General features: G+C 38.8%; 17 protein-coding genes and 1 pseudogene. All 18 read left to right on the top strand.

The genetic code is table 11. From position 1 onward, the window contains the following. Window positions 1-59 precede the first annotated feature (59 nt). On the top strand, window positions 60-929 hold the full coding sequence (locus KFZ58_RS13415; RefSeq protein WP_235791806.1) for a carbohydrate ABC transporter permease: 870 nt from the start codon (window positions 60-62) through the stop codon (window positions 927-929). A 12-nt stretch (window positions 930-941) separates the two neighbouring features. Then, window positions 942-1,811 (top strand): carbohydrate ABC transporter permease, encoded by an 870-nt coding sequence (locus tag KFZ58_RS13410; protein WP_235791805.1) that lies wholly within the window; start codon window positions 942-944, stop codon window positions 1,809-1,811. 103 nt (window positions 1,812-1,914) lie between these two features. Beyond that, window positions 1,915-2,913 (top strand): N-acetylglucosamine kinase, encoded by a 999-nt coding sequence (locus tag KFZ58_RS13405; protein WP_235791804.1) that lies wholly within the window; start codon window positions 1,915-1,917, stop codon window positions 2,911-2,913. Between the two features lie 99 nt (window positions 2,914-3,012). Then, a complete protein-coding gene (locus KFZ58_RS13400; protein ID WP_235794744.1) occupies window positions 3,013-4,131 on the top strand; it encodes an IS4 family transposase in 1,119 nt (372 codons plus the stop codon). Window positions 4,132-4,308: 177 nt separating this feature from the next. Beyond that, window positions 4,309-5,622, top strand: coding sequence for a 6-phospho-beta-glucosidase (locus tag KFZ58_RS13395; RefSeq protein ID WP_235791803.1), 1,314 nt, complete (start codon window positions 4,309-4,311; stop codon window positions 5,620-5,622). Between the two features lie 55 nt (window positions 5,623-5,677). After that, on the top strand, window positions 5,678-6,865 hold the full coding sequence (locus tag KFZ58_RS13390) for an exo-beta-N-acetylmuramidase NamZ family protein (protein ID WP_235791802.1): 1,188 nt from the start codon (window positions 5,678-5,680) through the stop codon (window positions 6,863-6,865). A 45-nt stretch (window positions 6,866-6,910) separates the two neighbouring features. Continuing rightward, complete coding sequence (murQ, locus tag KFZ58_RS13385) at window positions 6,911-7,810, top strand: N-acetylmuramic acid 6-phosphate etherase (RefSeq protein WP_235791801.1); 900 nt, start codon at window positions 6,911-6,913, stop codon at window positions 7,808-7,810. A gap of 658 nt (window positions 7,811-8,468) precedes the next feature. Continuing rightward, complete coding sequence (locus KFZ58_RS13380) at window positions 8,469-10,496, top strand: glycoside hydrolase family 3 protein (protein ID WP_235791800.1); 2,028 nt, start codon at window positions 8,469-8,471, stop codon at window positions 10,494-10,496. Window positions 10,497-10,612: 116 nt separating this feature from the next. Next, window positions 10,613-11,875, top strand: a pseudogene (locus KFZ58_RS13375) (exo-beta-N-acetylmuramidase NamZ family protein); the annotation flags it as partial. Further along, window positions 11,852-12,166, top strand: a complete 315-nt coding sequence (locus KFZ58_RS19435; protein ID WP_441360287.1) for an FIMAH domain-containing protein — start codon at window positions 11,852-11,854, stop codon at window positions 12,164-12,166. The pseudogene KFZ58_RS13375 and the gene KFZ58_RS19435, both read left to right, overlap by 24 nt. Before the next feature lie 451 nt (window positions 12,167-12,617). Beyond that, on the top strand, window positions 12,618-13,982 hold the full coding sequence (locus KFZ58_RS13370) for an ABC transporter substrate-binding protein (RefSeq protein WP_235791799.1): 1,365 nt from the start codon (window positions 12,618-12,620) through the stop codon (window positions 13,980-13,982). Between the two features lie 81 nt (window positions 13,983-14,063). Beyond that, window positions 14,064-14,957, top strand: coding sequence for a carbohydrate ABC transporter permease (locus KFZ58_RS13365; protein WP_235791798.1), 894 nt, complete (start codon window positions 14,064-14,066; stop codon window positions 14,955-14,957). A 39-nt stretch (window positions 14,958-14,996) separates the two neighbouring features. Further along, the gene (locus tag KFZ58_RS13360; protein WP_235791797.1) at window positions 14,997-15,839 is read left to right on the top strand and encodes a carbohydrate ABC transporter permease; all 843 of its coding nucleotides are present in this window, start codon (window positions 14,997-14,999) and stop codon (window positions 15,837-15,839) included. Window positions 15,840-16,464: 625 nt separating this feature from the next. Continuing rightward, window positions 16,465-17,427, top strand: a complete 963-nt coding sequence (locus tag KFZ58_RS13355; RefSeq protein WP_235791796.1) for an agmatinase family protein — start codon at window positions 16,465-16,467, stop codon at window positions 17,425-17,427. 311 nt (window positions 17,428-17,738) lie between these two features. Further along, the gene (locus KFZ58_RS13350) at window positions 17,739-18,056 is read left to right on the top strand and encodes a hypothetical protein (RefSeq protein WP_235791795.1); all 318 of its coding nucleotides are present in this window, start codon (window positions 17,739-17,741) and stop codon (window positions 18,054-18,056) included. A gap of 39 nt (window positions 18,057-18,095) precedes the next feature. Next, window positions 18,096-18,266: a hypothetical protein gene (locus KFZ58_RS13345; protein ID WP_235791794.1), complete on the top strand. Its 171-nt coding sequence runs from the start codon at window positions 18,096-18,098 to the stop codon at window positions 18,264-18,266. 323 nt (window positions 18,267-18,589) lie between these two features. Further along, window positions 18,590-18,838: a hypothetical protein gene (locus KFZ58_RS13340; RefSeq protein WP_235791793.1), complete on the top strand. Its 249-nt coding sequence runs from the start codon at window positions 18,590-18,592 to the stop codon at window positions 18,836-18,838. 129 nt (window positions 18,839-18,967) lie between these two features. After that, on the top strand, window positions 18,968-19,882 hold the full coding sequence (locus KFZ58_RS13335; protein WP_235791792.1) for a DMT family transporter: 915 nt from the start codon (window positions 18,968-18,970) through the stop codon (window positions 19,880-19,882). The last annotated feature ends 127 nt before the right edge of the window (window positions 19,883-20,009 follow it).

Below are 20,009 nucleotides of genomic sequence, written 5' to 3'. Positions count from 1 at the left end.
GTTTTACATATAAAGCTTAATTCTTAGGTTTTAGATCATATGAGAGGGGTGGTTATTGCATGAAAAGACAAAAATTAACACCTTACTTGTTTTTGCTTCCAGGTTGTGTCATTTTAGGGGCATTTATTTTTTATCCGATGCTGCAAGCGATTTGGTTAAGTCTTACCGAATATAATATGATTCAAGACGCAGAATTTATTGGGGTAGAAAATTACCAGAACTTATTTCAAGATAGTTTATTTTGGCAAACATTGACAAATACATTTATCTATTTAATTGGCGTTGTTCCAGCACTCGTAATCATTCCTATTTTTCTAGCAGTGCTGGTAAACCAGAAAATAAAAGGTATTGGCTTCTTTCGTTCAGCCTTTTTTATACCTGTCGTGACATCGCTAGTCGTCGCAGGTATCGCATGGGACTGGGTGTATAAAGAGCATGGATTACTAAACTATGCGCTTGAAGTAGTGGGAATTATTTCGGAACCAATAGGCTGGCTGACTTCAACATCTACAGTTTTATTCGCAGTAATGGTTGTTACGGTTTGGAAGGGGTTAGGGTATTATATGATTATCTATCTAGCAGGCTTGCAATCTATTCCTTCAGATCTTTATGAAGCTGCCAAAATCGATGGAGCCAACTGGTGGCAACAAATAACTCGGATAACTATTCCGATGTTAATGCCCTTCATTCTAGTTGTATCTATTATGTCTTCGATTTCTGCAATGAAAGTATTTGAGGAAATTTACGTGATGACGGGTGGCGGGCCACTTCACAGCTCTGAAACGTTAGTCTTTTACATATATACAGAGGCGTTTGACAATTTAAATATGGGTTATGCAAGTGCAGCAGGGGTCATTTTGTTTATACTCACCCTAATTTTCTCACTTATCAATTTGAAAGTTATGGGTAAAAAAGGAAATATCACTTAGGAGGTGGGAAAAATGGCTGTATCATCTGTTAAAAATAAAAAAGCCTTTACAACAATTCTTTTTGCTATAACGAAAAAAATATTACTTTATACTCTATTGATATTGGTTACTTTATTTATGCTAGGTCCATTTATATGGCTTTTTTCAACAGCATTAAAATCCGGTGGTGAAAACATATTTCAATATCCTCCGCAGATAATTCCTGAACAGGTGACGTTTACTAATTTTGTTAAAGTGATGGATACCTTTCCGTTTTGGACGTATTTGCTAAACAGTACCATAGTTACTGTATTAACGGTTATTTTTAATGTCTTATTTTGCTCACTGGCCGCATACCCGCTTGCACGGATGAAGTTTAAGGGGCGTAATATCATATTTATCTTAATTCTTAGCACGATGATGATACCTTTTCAACTTTTAATGATTCCTATTTATCTCTTGTCTTTAAATCTTGGATTGGGTAATACATATGCTGGTATGATTTTGCCGCATATTACTACAGCGTTTGGCGTGTTCTTAATGCGTCAGGCATTTACTGTGGTGCCTAAGGAATTAGATGAGTCTGCACGAATTGATGGAGCAAATAGCTTTCAAATTTGGTTTCGAATACTAATGCCGCTTGTAAAGCCTTCGATGGTTACGTTGGCAATATTCACGTTTATAACTGCATGGGGTGATTTCTTGTGGCCTTTAATAATTGTAAGTGATCAAGACATGTACACCCTTCCACTTGGATTGAATATGCTCTCGAGTACATTTACGTCAGATTGGCGTTTAATTGCTGCTGGAGCTATTATTTCGATGACGCCGGTTATCATCTTCTTCCTTTTTCTTCAAAGGTATTTCATTGCCGGTGTTATGAAGGGTGCTGTCAAAGGTTAAAAATGTAATAGAGTAAAAGATCCATAATGTATAGTAGAAATGTGTGTTCAAAAAAGAGGATTAAAAGGAGACTTATTGAACATCCTTTAAAAGGAGAAAAATGATGGTATATATACTTGGCGTAGATGGTGGAAATAGTAAAACATACGCAGTTATCGTTGACGAAGATGGAAATCGAGTGGGGCATGGTATTTCGAGTAATGGAAACCATCAAGGTATAGGTGTCGCTAGATTCTTAGAAAATATTCAAATCGCTATAGAGCAGGCGCTTTATGAGGCTGGTCTTACAGCTGATCAGGTAAGTTTTGCCCAATTTGGATTAGCTGGAGCAGATAGGGAGAAGGATTTTAAAGTTCTTCGCCAGGCCTTACGAACATTACCATTTGAAAATTGGGATGTTGTACCTGATACCTTGGAAGGTCTCCGAGCGGGAAGTAATACGAATACAGGAGTTGTACTTGTCTGCGGTGCTGGAACGAATGCTGCAGGTAAAAATAAATATGGTGAAGCGGTACAAACTGGCGGTTTTGGTTATCAGTATGGTGATGGCGCGGGTGGGGCTTTCATGGCTCAAGAAGCATTTCGATCAGCTATGCGTTCATGGGAGAAACGCGAAGATCAAACGCTTTTGACGCAAATGATCCCTGAATATTTGGGATTTCATAATATGGAGGAAATGTACCTCTATTATTTAGATAATTTAAATGAAAAAGTCCCACTGAAGGTTACGCTTATTCTCCATCATGCAGCTGATCTCGGGGATAAGGTTGCAATACGTATCCTAAAAGAAGTGGGATGGGAATTAGGAATCGCTGCTAATTCAGTTATAAAGAGGTTAGGGGGATTTGATCGTGAAACAATTCCAATTGTCCTTACAGGTTCCGTCCTTCAAAAAGGAAAAAGTACCCACCTTTTGAATGCACTTGAAGAAACGATAAAAGTTGTAACCCCCAACCATGAATTAATTAAATTAGAGATGGAACCGGTATATGGTTCGATTTTATTGGCTATGGATAAACTCAATATTGAAACGAATAAGGATATTTTAAATAAATTTATTTCCACTAGCATTGCATTAATTTTATACAAAAATAAAAATTAATGGGAATCTTCGGTTTTTCGTTGTTCTTGGCATAAAAAAACCTTTATAATGGATTTAGAGGGGTGGCTCCCTGTCCAAATCCAATATAAAGGACCTAATATGGACAAGAATACACCAATATCATCGTTTAGTAAATGGATTTCACCTATCCATTTTGAAAAAGTTTTCGAACAAGCAGAAAATCTGAGACTAGATGATTACACGAAAAAGCTTACGACCAAAGCTTATATCAAAATTTTGCTTTTCGCACAGCTTCACGAAACCGATAGTTTAGAGGCAATGAGTGATGCATTACTTGATGATGACTTCCAGAAAGCGCTTGGCTTTGATTCCATTAGTGCATCCCAGCTGTCACGTAAAAATAATGAAGTAGCTCCATCGATTCTGGCTAGCATATTTTTGGATCTCGTTGGTCAGATCAGGGGATTTCACAAAAAGCAACCGAACGCTTCCATGCCATTAAAAGTCATTGATTCCAGTACGTTGCCCCTAAATCTCACAAATTTTAAATGGGCAGCGTTCCGTAAAACGAAAGCTGGCGCGAAACTTCATTTAAAGCTGGTATTCATGGATAAATATACGGTTTATCCGGAACAGGTGGTTATCACTCCAGCGAAAGAACACGACCGAAATCAATTAGAAGTTCTCGTTGATGATAAAGAAGCCATGTATGTGTTTGACCGTGGCTACGTAGATTACGAGCGCTTTGATCGAATGACAGATGAAGGATATTTCTTCGCTTCAAGACTGAAGAAAAATGCCGTCATTCGAGAAGTTCACTCTTTTTCACTACCATCAGAATCTGCGGTGTTATCCGATAAAATGGTTAATATTGGATCCACTCAGAACCGGGCGGAGAATGTATTCCGCTTGGTGGAAGTGGAGGATACGAAAGGAAATATCCTTCGTTTAATCACCAACCGATTTGATTTAAGTGCTGACGAGATCAGCGATATCTATCGTTCACGCTGGGCAATCGAGTTGTTTTTTAAATGGCTGAAACAACACGTAGAAATCAAACATTTTTATGGAATGAGTGAAACGGCATTACAAAACCAAATTTATATCGCACTCATCACCTACTGTTTACATGTACTTATTCAATTAGAAACAAAAAGTAACAAGTCGCTGCTTCGTATTAACCGCTGGTTAAAGGCAGCGTTATGGAAACCAGCCTATCTTTGGCTAAGCAGGTTTGACAACCAAACCGTTCCGTAATATCAACTATTGTCGTCGTCCCTTCTGGAATAACTGTGTATAATTTTCAAAAAATGGGCAAAGCCACTTTTAGGTCGGCGTTGACTTTTTGGCAAAAAATAGTGGAACCTAGTTTACTGAATGTTCTCACTACATTTATGCAATGCTAGTGATTTATTTCATATGGAGGACATCATCATGACAAAGAAAGAACTTAAAATCGCGGTGATAGGTGGTGGTTCTTCCTATACGCCAGAATTAATTGAAGGGTTTATTAATAGCTATTATGAATTACCTATTCGTGATCTCTTTTTAGTGGACGTTGAGGAAGGAAGGGAAAAGCTTGAAATTGTTGGTGCTTTTGCAAAACGCATGGTTGCAGAAGCGGGGCTACCTATACGTATCCATTTAACTATGGATCGAAAAGAGGCAATTCGAAATGCTGATTTTGTAACGACACAAATCAGAGTAGGTCTTCTAGAGGCACGTGCGCGTGATGAAAAAATTCCTTTACGCTATAAATGCATTGGTCAAGAAACAACAGGTGCGGGTGGGTTCGCTAAAGCTCTGCGTACAATTCCTGTTATTCTGGAAATTTGCAAGGAAATAGAAGAATTAGCTCCAGATTCGTTTTTGATAAATTTTACAAACCCAGCTGGACTTGTTACCGAGGCCGTTATAAAATATTCGAATGTTAAAAGTATTGGATTATGTAACCTGCCGATTGGCACAACAATGAAAATAGCAAAGATGACGAATGCTGATGTCTCTCAAGTAGACATGGAGTGGGTTGGGATAAATCACTTAAATTGGACAACAAAGATAAAAGTAGAAGGAAAAGATGTACTTGATGAAATCCTTAACAAAATGCCGGGTTCAGAAGGGATGAATATGAAAAATATCCCGGATTTTGGATGGGATCGTGATCTTTTGCGTTCACTTGGAGCCCTTCCCTGTCGTTACCTTCGTTATTACTACATGACTGATAAGATGCTTCAAGAAGAGCGGGGTTCCTTACAAAATAAGGGGACACGAGCGGAAGTGGTAATGCAAATTGAAAGGGAACTTTTTGAACTATATAAAAATCCTGATCTATCTCATAAACCGAAACAATTAGATGAGCGGGGAGGTGCCTATTACTCGTTGGCAGCCGTTAATCTGATCACCTCTATTTTTAATAATAAAAAGGACATTCAAACCGTAAATATTCAAAACAAAGGGGTATTAGATTGTTTGAATAATGATGTATCCGTAGAAGTTAACTGCGTCATTGATGCACAAGGAGCGCATCCAGTACAAATTGATAAACAACCGGGACCTCAAATTCGTGGTCTATTACAAGTGGTTAAGGCTTATGAAGAACTCACAGTAGAAGCTGCAATTAAAGGGAGTTACGACACAGCCTTACAAGCTCTAACCATTCATCCGTTAGTAATTTCTGCCGATGTTGCTAAACAAATTCTTGACGACATATTAAATGAAAACCAACATTTTCTGCCGCAGTTTTATTAGTGGTAAGCAACGTTATGAAGTAAAAGTTTAACTATATCAAACGAGGGGTGTTTTTGTGGTAGCAGCGGTAAAGAATATAGAAGGAAACAGCCAAAACAACCAAACTGTAGTCCCTGGTATTGAAGTATTCTTACATGATCATTTAGATTGGATCAAAGGTAAACAAGTTGGATTAATAACGAACCCTACTGGTGTGGATCGTCATTTAGTAAGTGATATTGATCTATTATACAACCATCCTGATGTTCAGTTAACAGCCTTATATGGACCTGAACATGGTATACGAGGTAATCAGGAAGGAGGAGAGCAAGTAGAATCATATATGGATGAAAGAACAGGGCTGCCTGTATATAGCTTATATGGATCTACTTGGAAACCGAGCAAGGATATGCTGAGGCATGTTGATGTACTATTATTTGATATTCAGGATATCGGCTCCAATGTATATACCTATATTTATACACTTGGTTTCACTATGGAGGCAGCATCTGAATTTGATATAGAAGTCATCGTATTGGATCGTCCGAACCCAATTGGCGGCGTAAAGGTTGAAGGTCCACTTCGTTCTCCGGATACAGTAAGTTTTATGGGAAGGTTTTTATTGCCTATCCGTCACGGTTTAACCATAGGTGAACTAGCCACCATGTGGAATCATGAATATAGCATGGGAGTTAAGCTAAAAGTTGCCAAAATGAAGGGCTGGAGGCGTTCGATGCATTTTGAAGATACTGGTCTCCCTTGGGTAATGACTTCTCCTAACATACCAACAGATGAAAGTGCGTACCTTTATGCTGGTACAGAATTGCTGGCTAACACAACACTGTCTACAGGTATTGGTACGACAAAACCGTTTGAGTTAGTCGGTGGCACGTGGGTAAACGGAGAAGAATTGGAAAAAGAAATGAATGACCGTAACGTTACGGGAGTTACATTCAGATCTATTTACTATACACCAATGCATGGTGATCATGAAGGTGAGTTAGTTGGTGGAGTTCAAGTTCATATCATAGAGCCTTCAACCATTGATTTAGTTCCACTTGGTCTACATTTAGTTGATGCTATGAGAAATCAGAGTCCGGATAAGTTTGAAATGAATTCCAATTACGCCGAGATCATTGGTGATTCAGCAGTGCCTAAAATGATTAAAGACAAAAATTCAGTTGATAGCATTATCGATTCCTGGGCAGACGAATTGAACACGTGGATTGTACAAGTGCGTGATCACTATTTACTGTATAAATAAATCTTAAAAAATGCTTAAATATATGCATAGATAAGGAGATCAACGATGGAATTATCCCAACTAACTACCGAACAAAGGAACCCCAAAAGTATGAATTTAGATCAAATGGAGACAATGGAAATTTTGCAAACCATTAATGATGAAGACAAGAAAGTGGCGTCAGCTGTAGAGGCTGTACTTCCCAAGGTGAGCATTGCCGTTGAGCAAATAAGCAATGCCCTTCAAAATGGTGGTCGCTTATTTTATGTTGGGGCAGGAACAAGTGGCAGATTGGGTGTGATCGATGCTTCAGAATGTCCACCCACATTTATGACATCATCAGATTTGGTGCAGACAGTTATGGCAGGAGGAAATGATGCTTTCTTTCAGTCAGTGGAAGGTGCCGAGGATTCAGAAGCAGAAGGCGAACGTGATATTAATGCAAGAAATATTACAAACAAGGATGTTGTTGTCGGAATAACAGCTAGTGGGAGAACTCCTTATCCAATTGGTGCATTAAAATACGCCAAAAAGCTAGGTTGCTATACGATATCTTTATCCTGTAATGACGGCTCATTGATTAGTAATTTCGCAAATTGTGAAATTGAGGTAATTGTCGGACCGGAAGTTTTAACGGGTTCCACTCGTATGAAAGCAGCTACTGCTCATAAAATGATTCTTAACATGATTAGTACAACCACGATGGTTAAATTGGGGAAAGTCCATGAAAATTTGATGGTAGATGTACATGCAAGTAACTATAAATTGATAGAGCGAGCAAAGCGAACGGTCATCGAGGCAACAAAGGTTTCTTATGAAGAGGCTGAAAAGACACTTAAACAGACGAATTATGAAGTAAAACCTGCGATCGTTATGATCGAAACTGGGGCTACTTATTCTAGAGTGAAAGAGGCTATTACTAATCATAATGGTTATGTGAGAGAGGCAATTGATCATTTTTTATAGGAATATTATGTTACATGCAGGACATGCAAAGAGCTATTTTTAGGCACTTAAAAATGTCAGAAATTAATGATTGAATCAATGGATACTAGCGCACGCGTATGTGATATTAACTCAGATACGCGTGCTTTTTTATGTTTTTACAGATAAGTGACAACTTTTCAGAGGATGGGCCTTACGTATTATAATTTATCGTAAGTTCCAAAGCCTAAGATATATGAACTGTAAATTGTAAAAATAAACGGATAAAAAGACCTGTCATTATCTTAATAAGGAAAATATATTTATGATTTTATATAATTTTCAGGTCTATTTATTCATCTTTCAAAAGTAAGACTAAATCCACTAACGTTCAAAATGGCTTAATACCAAAGGGTAATAAGTTTTGAAACATATAAACCAGGCCTTTAGCCTATGAATAAAACAATGAAAAAATAAGACTAATCTATCAATTCCGATAATTACGTAGTCATTTATCCTGAAAGCTATTATACTTATATCAACACCTCGTATTTTAACACATAAACAGCTGTTTAATATTCCAAGACTATTTAGAAAAGGAGGGATCAGAATTCCTCGCGTCCATTTGTAGATTGATTTGTATGCGCCTTCAATAACTATCAAGTCTGTTAAAAATAAAATGAGTTGAGGAGGGTTTCAGATGAAAGTAAAAGGCTGGAAAAGAATGCTGCCATTATTTTTTGTGTTTGTTTTAGTTCTGCCTCTGTATGGTTATGACAGCTCAAATAATCAGGATGACATTGACTGGATTGAAAGTAAAATAGGGCAGATGACCTTGGAGGAAAAAATTGGGCAGCTATTTGTTATCCATGCATATGGTGAGACACCTACAGACCCGAATTATGAAGAAACTAATTTAGGAAATAATCGTGGAGGAAAAAACTTCAAAGAGATCATTGAAAATTATCATATTGGTGGCGTGATATATTTTAATTGGTCCCACAATATTGGAACACCGCTTGACGGGCCACAAGTCAATGCGCTGTCGAATGGCTTGCAGGAAATCGCAATGGACCAACCGACGTCAATTCCTCTCTTTATATCAACAGATCAGGAAGGTGGGACTGTTCAGCGGGTGACAGAGCCGGGGACTGTTTTTCCTGGTAATATGGCTATTGGAGCAACAAGGTCTGAAGATTATGCTAGAGATTCAGCACAGATTTTAGGTAAGGAACTAAACAGTTTGGGAATTAACATGAATTTTGCCCCTACGGTTGATGTTAATATTAATCCGGAAAATCCGGTTATCGGCGTTCGCTCGTTTGGCGAAGATCCGGATCTGGTTTCAGATTTGGGAGTCGCTCAGATTATGGGATATAAGAATGAAAATATAATGTCTTCCGTGAAACATTTCCCAGGTCATGGTGATACGGATGTGGATTCCCATTACGGTTTGCCGATTATTGATCATGATATTGAGACATTGCATGAAGTGGACTTAAAACCTTTCAAGGCTGCTATAGACGCGGGAGTTGAATCGATAATGACCGCACATATTGTCGTCCCTGCTCTTGACGATTCAGGGTTGCCCGCCACATTATCGAAACCGATTATTACAGATTTATTGCGCGGGGAGTTGGGGTATGATGGGTTAGTTATCACGGATAGCCTAGATATGTCAGGAGCGAATGTTGTTCCGCCAGAACGTGTTTCTGTTGAATCCTTCAAGGCAGGTGTAGATGTTCTTTTAAATCCTCCAGATGTAGAGATGGCATTCAACAGCATGTTAGAAGCTGTTGAAAACGGAGAAATCAGTGAAGCAAGATTAGACGAATCAGTCTTTAGGATTTTACAAGCCAAAATGAGAAATGGATTGTTTGAAGATCCTTATACAGATCCAGATCGTGTAGAAAACATTGGCACGGAGGAACATTTACAAACAGCTGAAGAAATTGCAAACAAGAGTATTACACTTGTCAAAAATGAAAGCGACTTACTGCCTCTGCATACAACGGACAATGTTCTTGTTACCGGCCCTTCACAAGCGAAAACGGATTTAGTAGCTAATTCCCTAATTGAAAAAGGAATGGAAGCAAGCAGTTTTGAAACAGGAACAAGTCCAAGCCCTGAAGAAATTGATGAGGCAGTGGATAAAGCAGAAGAGGTTGATATCGTTGTTGTAACGTCCTATGTGGCTAATACCAACCAAGCACAGCAACAATTGGTCAGCCAGCTAGAGGATTCAGGCAAACCGATCGTTGTAACAGCGCTCCATAATCCATACGATATCATGGCATTTCCTGAAGTAGATGCTTACGCTGCCACGTACGGCTATCAAGATGTATCTGCATTAGCCCTATCAAACGTTTTAGCCGGTGAAATCAACCCATCCGGAGAGCTTCCTGTTACCATTCCGGAGATGTATGAATATGGGCATGGATTAAGTTATGCAGAGGATCCGCTAAGTGCAGCCAATATGGAATTGCTTGTTGAACAGTTTGAGGAAGAGGGCGAATTCGAAAATAACCAGGTTGCTCGTTCCCTAGCTATGCATTTGACTGCTGTAAGTCATTATGAACAAACCGAATCAACGGAAAAGGTCTTAAAACATATGGAAGGTTTTCAATTATTATTAGATCAGCAGAAAATAGATGAGCTAATTTCGGAGAAGGCATATAATCATCTTCAGCTCAGGGCAACAAGATTGATTGATTATATAGATAATTAGTATAGATATCCCTGTGACAAATTAGTGTTGTTACAGGGATATGATGATCAATTGGTAGTTGTGCGGGTATAATAGATTGAATCTTTCAAATACAAAATGATGGAGGCGCGTTAATAATGAAGAAAATCTATTTTGGCTGTTTGATAGTACTCTTTCTCCTTTCGTCCTTTTCGTTAGCTGCGGCAAGTAACGACTCAGCTAATAAACAGGATGTATCAAGCCAGGAAGACTTACAACTTGGTATTGATGTGATATTGGATGAAGAATTAGAAAAGATTCAAGGGAAAAATGTAGGGCTGATTACAAACCCTACCGGCGTTGATCAGAACCTAAACAGTATTGTTGATTTGTTTCATAATCACCCTGATTTTAATCTTATATCACTTTATGGTCCTGAACACGGGGTACGGGGCGATGCACAAGCAGGTGATTATGTTGAATTTTATATTGATGACAGAACAGGTCTTCCGGTTTATAGTTTATACGGGGAAACGAGAAAACCGACACCAGAAATGCTGGAAGGTGTGGAGGTGCTCGTGTTTGATATCCAAGATGTCGGAACAAGATTTTACACTTACATCTATACGATGGCATATGCAATGGAAGCTGCTGCGGAGAACGATATTGAAATCATTGTACTGGATCGCCCCAATCCGATCGGAGGATCAAAAGTAGAGGGCCCTGTGCTCGAGTCTGATTATTCCTCTTTTGTTGGAATGTATTCCATCCCGCTGCGTCACGGTATGACAGTCGGTGAGTTAGCAATGTTATTCAATGAAGAGTTTGATATCGGAGCGAATCTTGATGTCATAGAGATGAACGGGTGGGATCGTTCCATGTATTATGATGACCCGGAACTTTCCTGGGTGGCACCATCGCCGAATATGCCAACATTGGATACGGCACTTGTCTATCCGGGAACCGCTTTAATTGAAGGGACAAATGTTTCCGAGGGTCGAGGCACAACACAACCATTCCAATTAATTGGGGCGCCATTTATAGATGGGACCAAGCTTGCTGAGGAGCTGAATGATCTCGAAATGCCTGGTGTGGAGTTTAGAGCAGCTTATTTTACACCACAATTTTCCAAGCATGCGGGTGAACTTTCAGGTGGAATTGAAGTTTATGTTACAGACAGGAACACCTATCAATCTGTAGAAACAGGACTTACCATTGTAAAAACCATTCATGATATGTACCCGGAAGATTTTGAATTTCGCGCTGAAAATAGTGAAGGTATATCATTTTTTGATAATTTGATCGGGAATGGATGGGTACGTGAGCAAATTGAACAAGGATCACCAGTTGAAGAGATCGTTGATAACTGGACAGCTGATTTGCAGGATTTTAATACAGTGCGCGACAATTATCTAATCTACACCGAATCTGGTGAAGGTGATGAAGTAAGTGCAACAGACATAAAGACACTTGTAGAAGATTTCGAGGAAGCGGGAGAATTCACAAATAATGAGAACGCTGCTCATTCACTAAAACTGCATTTAACGGCGGTGGAGCACTTTGAAAATCAAGAAGCTGCAGAAAAAGTCGTCAATCACATGAATAGTTTCAAACTATTACTCGACCATCAGAAAGATAATGAATTTATTTCAGTAAATGCTTACCATACGCTTCAAGCAGAAGCAGATGCTTTGATAGCGAAGTGGGAATAAAGAAGTGCATTTGGTTAATTAATGAGAAATTTTGCAGACGAGGAAAAAGTCATGCTAGGAATCTATACAAACCCACGTTGGTCTTATACGCGGGTTTGTATTTTTTGTTTCTTTCATAAAATTATATCACATATATGTAGAATGTTATTGAAATAATAATTTATTGATTTTATATATGGATATATTAAGCATTAAAGTGTAAGCGTTTTAATATATTATTGTATGGTTGTCTTTGAAACTTACAAGCAAACCGGCATGAAAATGGATTTGTCTCAACTAACTATTGGGAAAAGAAATCAAAAGTACTTAGCCCAGAGGAATCACGAAGTAAAGCCGGAAATTGTTGCTGGAAGCAGGTCAATAATTCGAGATGTGTTAGAAATCTTATTAATAGTTTCATAACTGTTAATGCGCTTCATATATATTATTAAAAACAAAGGGGGAAAATAGCTTGAAAAAATTATTTAAAGGACGTGCATTGTTTCTATTGTTAGCTGTTCTGCTGCTAGCTCTAATGGCTGCCTGTTCATCAGATGATGAAGAAACATCTGCGACTGAGGAATCAGGTGAGTCAGATGAGGCGTCAGAAGGGGAGACGAGCGGTGATGGGGAAATTTCGGGTGAGCTTGAAATACAATATTTTGTCGGTGGTTATGGAGATTCCTGGTGGAAAGAAGTGATTGCTGACTTCCAGGAGGAGTATCCGGATGTAAGCATTACAGAACATGCTGGTCCAAATATTAATGATGAGATGCGCACACGCTGGGTTTCCGGAGATCCGCCTGATGTTGTGTATATTGACGGTGCAGGATCAAGTGAAACGCAGATGGTGGAAGATGGCCAATTGATGAACTTAACAGAATGGGCAGAAGGTATCGAACTTGAAAATGGTGACGCACTATTAGATAGCTTTATTGTGGAACCTGGGAAATTTGATGGGGAAATTTATTCCCTGCCTTTGGTGTTTGACGCTTGGGGCACTTGGTATGATAAAGCATTATTTGAAGAAAAAGGGTATGAGGTACCGACTGATTTTGAAAGCTTCATGAGTTCTATGGAAGAAATTAAAAATGCGGAAGGGATCGATCCATTTGTAACAAGTGGAGAACATCCTTATTACTTCTTGCGTGGCATGCTTTATCCTGCATTTGGCGCGGCTGGTGGCGATGAATTGCTGGCAGATCTAATTACAGGTGCAGAAGGTGCTTGGTCGAGTGATGTGGTACTGGAGACGATGAAAAAGGTGGAACAAATGCAACAGGAAGGTATGTTTGATTCAGGGTTAGGTGCATTAAACCATACACAATCCCAAATGAATTTCTTGCTTGGTGATAATGCTTTTATACCGGTTGGTTTCTGGTTGCCAAATGAAATGGAGAGTGATGTTCCTGAAGGATATGAATATGGATTTATTCCGTCACCTATGCAAGATGCTGGTGAGCCATATGCAATCGTTCCGGATTTACGTCCATTAGCAATCGCAGAAGAGGCTGAAAACCCGGATGCTGCTAAGGCTTTTGTAGAGTTTGCCTTTTCCAGAGAGTATGCGATGTCATTCTCCGAACATACGGGAGCAATTATGAACGTTTCTGGAGTGGACTTAACAGAAAATGAAAATGTTCCTTCTTATTTAATAGACGCAAACGCGATGATTAACGATCCGGAGCAAGTACAAATCTACGAAAAACCACATCCAATGAGTGCGGATTTGGAGACTCCAATTGGCAATGCCTTAATGTCTCTCATGTTAGGTAACATGACGGCAGAAGAGTTTGTGGAAGAAGCGGAAGCCGCTGCAGCTGACTACCGGCAGTAATGAAGTAAATGGAAATAGTATGGAATGTGAAGGAAATTTTTCTCATTCCATACTGTTTATTTAAAGAAAAGAGTGATTTAGATGGTACAATCTAAAAAGCAAAAATATACGTTTTTGGCCTTTTGTTTAGTTCCTACTTTTATTATGTTTGCTATTTTTACACTTTATCCTCTGTTTAGCGGTTTGTACTATTCCTTCTTTGATTTCTCAGGTTCGTCACAGAACATGGAATTCATTGGATTAGATAATTACATACATTTAATTAATGATGCAATCATTCCGAATACGATTATTCATGATTATTTCCTTGTGGTTACAAAGGTTATTGGCATTATGATCATGGCGATGTTCTTTGCTGTTGCTTTAACACAATTGAAAATAAAAGAGGCGCCATTTTATCGGATTGTATTCTTTTTCCCGAATATAATGTCTGTTGTCGTTATTGGGATACTCTGGACGTTTGTTTATAACCCGGATTTGGGACTGGTTAATTCTGGTCTGGAATTTCTGGGACTTGAAGCTTTAGCAAGACCTTGGCTGGGAAGTGAAACATGGGCACTTCCGAGTCTTGTTTTACCATCTATATGGGCTGGTATCGGATTATTTTTATTAATGCTTATGGGGGGAATTGCCAATATATCAAAAAGTTATTATGAAGCGGCTGAAATAGACGGGGCCTCGCAGTGGCAGCAATTCTGGAAGGTAACTTTGCCGTTAGTATGGCCACAGGTGAAAATTTCTGTGCTTTATATCGTAATCACAACATTGAATGGTTCCTTTATCTTGGTACAAGTGATGACAGGTGGCGGGCCGAACAATGCTACACACGTAATGGGTTCTTATCTTTATCAGCAAGCATTCGTGCAATATAACTTCGGCTACGGAGCGACAATTGGTGTAATGATTTTAGTCCTTTCATTAATTACCGTGCTAATTTTACAATTGCTCATGCGAAGAGACAAAGTAGAATACTAAGATGATCAAAGTGATTAATGAAAAAAGGAGGTAAAAATTATGAAACGCAGTGTAGGTGAAATCCTGGGAAAAACAGGGATACGGATTCCGCTTATCCTCTGGACAATAGCAGTATTATATCCAATCTTCTGGATGTTTCTTGGGTCTTTCAAATCGAATGCAGAAATCTATAGAAATCCCTGGGGCATCCCTGAATCATTTGACGTGCAAAATTTTGCCGATGCGTGGACAAATTATAATATTGATACAAGCGTTTTTAATAGTTTAATCGTGACGGTAATTGGTGCAATTTTAACATTGGTGCTTGCGATTCCAACGGCATATGCCATTGAGCGACTGAAGTTTCGTGGGAGTAATTTTCTATTCATTTTATATGTTTCAGCAATGATGATTCCCATGGTACTTGGTTGGATTCCGTTATTTTTCTTATTGATGGAATTTAACATGCTTGATAATATATTCGGGCTGGCAATTGTTTATGCCGTTAGTCAGCTGCCATTCACGATATTCGTACTGACGAGTTTTTTGAGTACCATTCCGAAATCTTTAGAAGAGGCTGCTGCAATAGATGGAATGTCACCGTATGGCATATTGTTAAAAATTATAACTCCCTTGAGTATGTCAGGGATTATTACGGTAACGATTATGAATAGCATTCAGTTCTGGAATGAATATTTCATGGCATTGATTTTCTTGCAAAGCAGTGAGAACTACACACTGGCTCTGGCGATTGACTTCATCAGCAGTGAAGCCCAGTATACGAATGCCTGGGGGACATTATTTGCGAGTCTTGTTATAGCAATTGTACCTGTGATCGTTCTTTATGCGATATTCCAGCGGCGGATTTCGAAGGGGATGACGGAAGGTGCGATTAAGGGGTAAAGCTAGAGGCGACATCAATTTTGGTGTCGTTTTTTGATTGTAATTTATGTACGAGTGTAGAATCAACCGTACGGCCGAGGAATCAATCCTTCAGAAAGGCAAGTCCTCCTCGATGTCAATCGGTTTATCAGAACCACTATAAAAAAGGGCAATATCTTTTTCGGTGGAGCCAGCTAGATTTGCAGGTGCGTGAGTCTGGCCACTTTTTATCTCTTCCAATTCCCTCCACGTCGTACCAAAATGGACTCCGCCAGATGTATAGCCGGCAATAAATTCGAACGTTCTATCACTATATTCATCCCAACGATCCTCTTCACGTTTTTGCTTTTTAGTAGCGTAGAGAAAATGTATAATGGAATTATAACTTTTGCAAAATGAGGGACGTTGGCAGAATTCATCGGTTACACAATGATAAAAATGTTGTGAAGGTATATGATTACGTTGATCATCAAGAACTTAAGTTTCAGAAAAAGTTTAAAAAGAGGAATAAAGGGTATAAAACATTGGGATATAATATAAAAAGAATAAGCACTGATGGAATGGTAAAGACAAAACAGATGAAAATGTTTTAGACAACAGAATATTCGTTCTTTGCAAATGTAAAATAAATTAGGAGTGAAACAACATGAGTCAGGACAAAATTTATGGTAATACACCTTGTTATTTAGGAGGCAAGAAAGTTACTCTGAAAGATGACAGTACAAACGATAAAGACGTGTTGATATATGGGGTTCCTTGGGAAGGAGCTGTAACGTGGGGCGATTATACGGGCGCTGAGTTGGGTCCAAAAGTGATTCGCTTGAACTCGGCTCGTTATTCGGGATATTTGCCAGAATTGAATGATATGGATGTATTAGAGCATTATGACATTGGAGATTTAGGCGATGTCGATGTGGTTCCAGCAGATACCATTGAAACAATGCGGCGGATTGAAAATTTTGCTAGTGATGTGTGGAAAACGGATAAATTCCCTGTTGCATTTGGTGGGGATCATGGTATAACGTATCCGATTGTGAAGGCCTTAAGTGAAGAGATTGACGGTCAGGTGGGAATCATTCATTTGGATGCCCACTATGATAATCATCCGGATTATGATGGTGATTTATACGCGCGTAGCACGCCATTCCACCGTATTTATGAAAGCGAAAGTGTACGCAATGAAAGTATTGTCCATATGGGTATTCATGGCCCACGCAATAAGCCTGAAACGGGAAAATATGCAAAAGAGGTTGGCGCAACAACGATTTCGGTAAGGGAGATCCGTAAATCCGGCAATGAAAATGACTTACCAGCGTTAGCCCGTAAAGCATATGATATCGCCAGTGAGGGAACAGAAGCTGTTTATTTAAGTATTTGCAGTGATGTACTTGATTTTGCCTTTAATCCAGGTGGTCCGGTTGATGGTAACGGGGTAACATCTTTTGAACTGCTTGAGCTTGTTCATGAATTTGCCAAACTCGGTATCCGCGGAATGGATTATGTGGAGGTTTACCCACAACAAGATACAAACGATAACTCCTCGCATTTTGTTACATATGCTGTACTTTATGCATTGGCTGGGAACATTTTGCGGGAGAATGATAAATAATAATGTAGTACATGACCGCTTCTTTGATTGGGAGCGGTTTTTAATTTCTAACGACATATTCCAAAATTTACAATAGAAGAAGGCTGGTTATCAGGAAGCGTTGGTGGAGTCGATGGTGAAGGACATACGGAAAAAATAGTAGTAGGCTTAATTTTATGTTTTATAGGGGTGAAACTACGCAAAAATGCCATTTTTTCCTAGGAGAAAATGGCATTTTAACTACCCATTCCTGTCGAAATTTCATCTTTTGTTCGGTTGTTTGTTTTTTTATGCGGTGCTACACTTAATAGACAGTGAGAGGAGGGAAATGTATGGCTGATATTTCAAACAGGGATTTATTTTTAATGATGAAGGAACTGGGAGAAAGTTTAAATGATGTTAAAGAGACAGTTGGGAACATCGAAACAAGGGTTGGTAATATAGAAACAAGAGTTGCTAATATAGAGACAAGAGTTACCAACATAGAGACAAGGGTTAGCAGTATAGAGTCAGGAGTAGAGAATATAGAAACAGAACTGAAAGAAACAAGACATGATATCCATATCCTAGATAAAAAATTTAGCGTTCTTTCGGATGATCTACTCCATGCAAGAGCAGAAATTACAATTCTTCAGCAAGAAGCGAATTGAAGTATGTTGGCAAAAAGCTGTTCGTAGGGAGGAAGTCATATGGCGGGAGTAAGAATGGAAGATATCATGATTGCGATCAATGAGTTATCCGGTCAAATAAAAGATGCGCAGACGAAAGTGACGAATACTGAACCCAGAGTAACAAATAGTAACAAATATAGAGACGGAATTGCAGGAAGTGAAACAAGATATTCGTATAATGAATCATAATTTTGGGGTTTTTTGCAGATGATTTGATGGAAGTAAAAACAGACAGCGCTATTCTCTAGAAAGAAATCAACTAAGCGTGCATTCCGGCAGGCTTATTTTTTCCTCCAGTTCAATAACGTCTCCACTTTTTCCCATAATTATCTAGAAAACACTTATTAATCTGGAATTCCCGCTGTGGATGTTTCAGTTTTTAATAACATGAACTGATTTTCTTCTGAATTAAGGATAATTTGACCTATATCAGACACGAAGATAATTCGAAATACTCTTGTAGCGTTTCCTCCATAGGTGCTAATCTAAATATATTGCAAAGGGGGATGTATGTGACTAGAGAAATGTTGGAGGATTTACTGGAAAGGTTTACAGAAATGACGGAGGAAATGCAGGACATACGAGAGAATGGTAATCACGTGAATCAACTTATTTTAAAAACAGAAGGTCGAGTGAACGAAATAGAAACGAATTTAAATGGATTACAGCAAAACCTTCGGAAATTAGATCAGAAATTTATAATAGTAGAATCACTTATGAGAACAAGGGCAAAAAGACAAATGACGAGAAAGGCCAGTTAAGAGAAGCGTGCATATAGCAGGCTTATTTTTTTACAGAATTTTTCTGAACTGTAAAAGCTTTTACTTGTTTCCCGCCTCCTATAACTGCTAACATGAATTAATCTTCAATTACATAAGGAATGAAGATCTATGAAAAAACAAAAATCCATCCTTTCTAAAAATAACGTCATCATATGGTCGCTTATTTTAATAATTACCCTCCTCTGGGGCTATGCGTGGGTTCTGATGAAAGAGGTCCTTGCTTACATGGGGCCATTTACGTTTTCATCATTTCGATTTGGTATAGGGGCGCTCACTCTGCTGCTGGTAGTGTGGATCTTAAAAATTGGTTTACCGCCAAGACGTTACTGGGAGCATTTAATCATCGTCGGAATCCTGCAGACATCCATTGTTTTCCTGCTTGTCATGTATGGACTGGAGTTTGTGGATGCAGGGAAATCATCTGTACTCTTGTACTCCATGCCAATGTGGAGCAGTTTACTTGCGGTGAAGTTTCTTGGAGAAAAAATAACACCAGCCAAAATGACCGGATTACTGATCGGCATGCTTGGGTTGTTAACCATTTTAGGCTGGGATATTTGGTCAGGGCAACGTATCGAGGTTATCTTTGGCGAAGTCCTCATCATTATTGCTGCTATTTCCTGGGCGATAGCAAATATTTACTATCGTCTTAACGTACAGGAATTGCCAAAAATACAGGCTTCTGCCTTTCAAATGTTTTTTGGTGCCGTTGGAATCATTATTGTAACGCTTTTTATGGAATGGGGCGAGCCCGTCGTGTTAAACACACATAGTATTTATTATATTTTATTCACGGGTGTGCTTGCTTCGGCATTGTGTTTTACTGTCTGGTTTTTTATTATTAGTAAAATTGATATGGTAACTGCTACCATATCAACCTTGCTTGTACCTATCTTTGGTTTGGTCTTTAGCAGTATTCTGTTAGGTGAGCAAATGTCTATAGGTGTGTTGGCCGGTTCTGCTTTCATTATTATTGGAATTATAATAGCTACAGTTACGAAGAAAAATCCTCGTGCCCAGTAATGGAGCGGGGGTTTTTTTATTGTTATTTATAGGGCCTGACTCTCACCACTTTAACACGTTAACATAGCGGGGGACAGGCCCCAAACTTCACATGTTTCAATCCAACTATAAAGGGAACACACTCTAT

The sequence above is a fragment of the Virgibacillus sp. NKC19-16 genome, assembly GCF_021560035.1.
Classification (GTDB): domain Bacteria; phylum Bacillota; class Bacilli; order Bacillales; family Amphibacillaceae; genus Virgibacillus_L; species Virgibacillus_L salidurans.
The sequence above is the reverse complement of the archived record's forward strand: the minus strand, read 5'-3'. Positions and strand labels throughout refer to the sequence as shown.

Bases quoted from the DNA above. Each gene is read 5' to 3' on its own strand.
- KFZ58_RS13335 (WP_235791792.1), top strand. From the start codon at position 18,968: ATGAAAAAACAAAAATCCATCCTTTCTAAAAATAACGTCATCATATGG.
- KFZ58_RS13395 (WP_235791803.1), top strand. From the start codon at position 4,309: ATGACAAAGAAAGAACTTAAAATCGCGGTGATAGGTGGTGGTTCTTCC.
- murQ (WP_235791801.1), top strand. From the start codon at position 6,911: ATGGAATTATCCCAACTAACTACCGAACAAAGGAACCCCAAAAGTATG.
- KFZ58_RS13360 (WP_235791797.1), top strand. From the start codon at position 14,997: ATGAAACGCAGTGTAGGTGAAATCCTGGGAAAAACAGGGATACGGATT.
- KFZ58_RS13350 (WP_235791795.1), top strand. From the start codon at position 17,739: ATGGCTGATATTTCAAACAGGGATTTATTTTTAATGATGAAGGAACTG.
- KFZ58_RS13410 (WP_235791805.1), top strand. From the start codon at position 942: ATGGCTGTATCATCTGTTAAAAATAAAAAAGCCTTTACAACAATTCTT.
- KFZ58_RS13345 (WP_235791794.1), top strand. From the start codon at position 18,096: ATGGCGGGAGTAAGAATGGAAGATATCATGATTGCGATCAATGAGTTA.
- KFZ58_RS13380 (WP_235791800.1), top strand. From the start codon at position 8,469: ATGAAAGTAAAAGGCTGGAAAAGAATGCTGCCATTATTTTTTGTGTTT.
- KFZ58_RS13405 (WP_235791804.1), top strand. From the start codon at position 1,915: ATGGTATATATACTTGGCGTAGATGGTGGAAATAGTAAAACATACGCA.
- KFZ58_RS13355 (WP_235791796.1), top strand. From the start codon at position 16,465: ATGAGTCAGGACAAAATTTATGGTAATACACCTTGTTATTTAGGAGGC.
- KFZ58_RS13400 (WP_235794744.1), top strand. From the start codon at position 3,013: ATGGACAAGAATACACCAATATCATCGTTTAGTAAATGGATTTCACCT.
- KFZ58_RS13415 (WP_235791806.1), top strand. From the start codon at position 60: ATGAAAAGACAAAAATTAACACCTTACTTGTTTTTGCTTCCAGGTTGT.
- KFZ58_RS13365 (WP_235791798.1), top strand. From the start codon at position 14,064: ATGGTACAATCTAAAAAGCAAAAATATACGTTTTTGGCCTTTTGTTTA.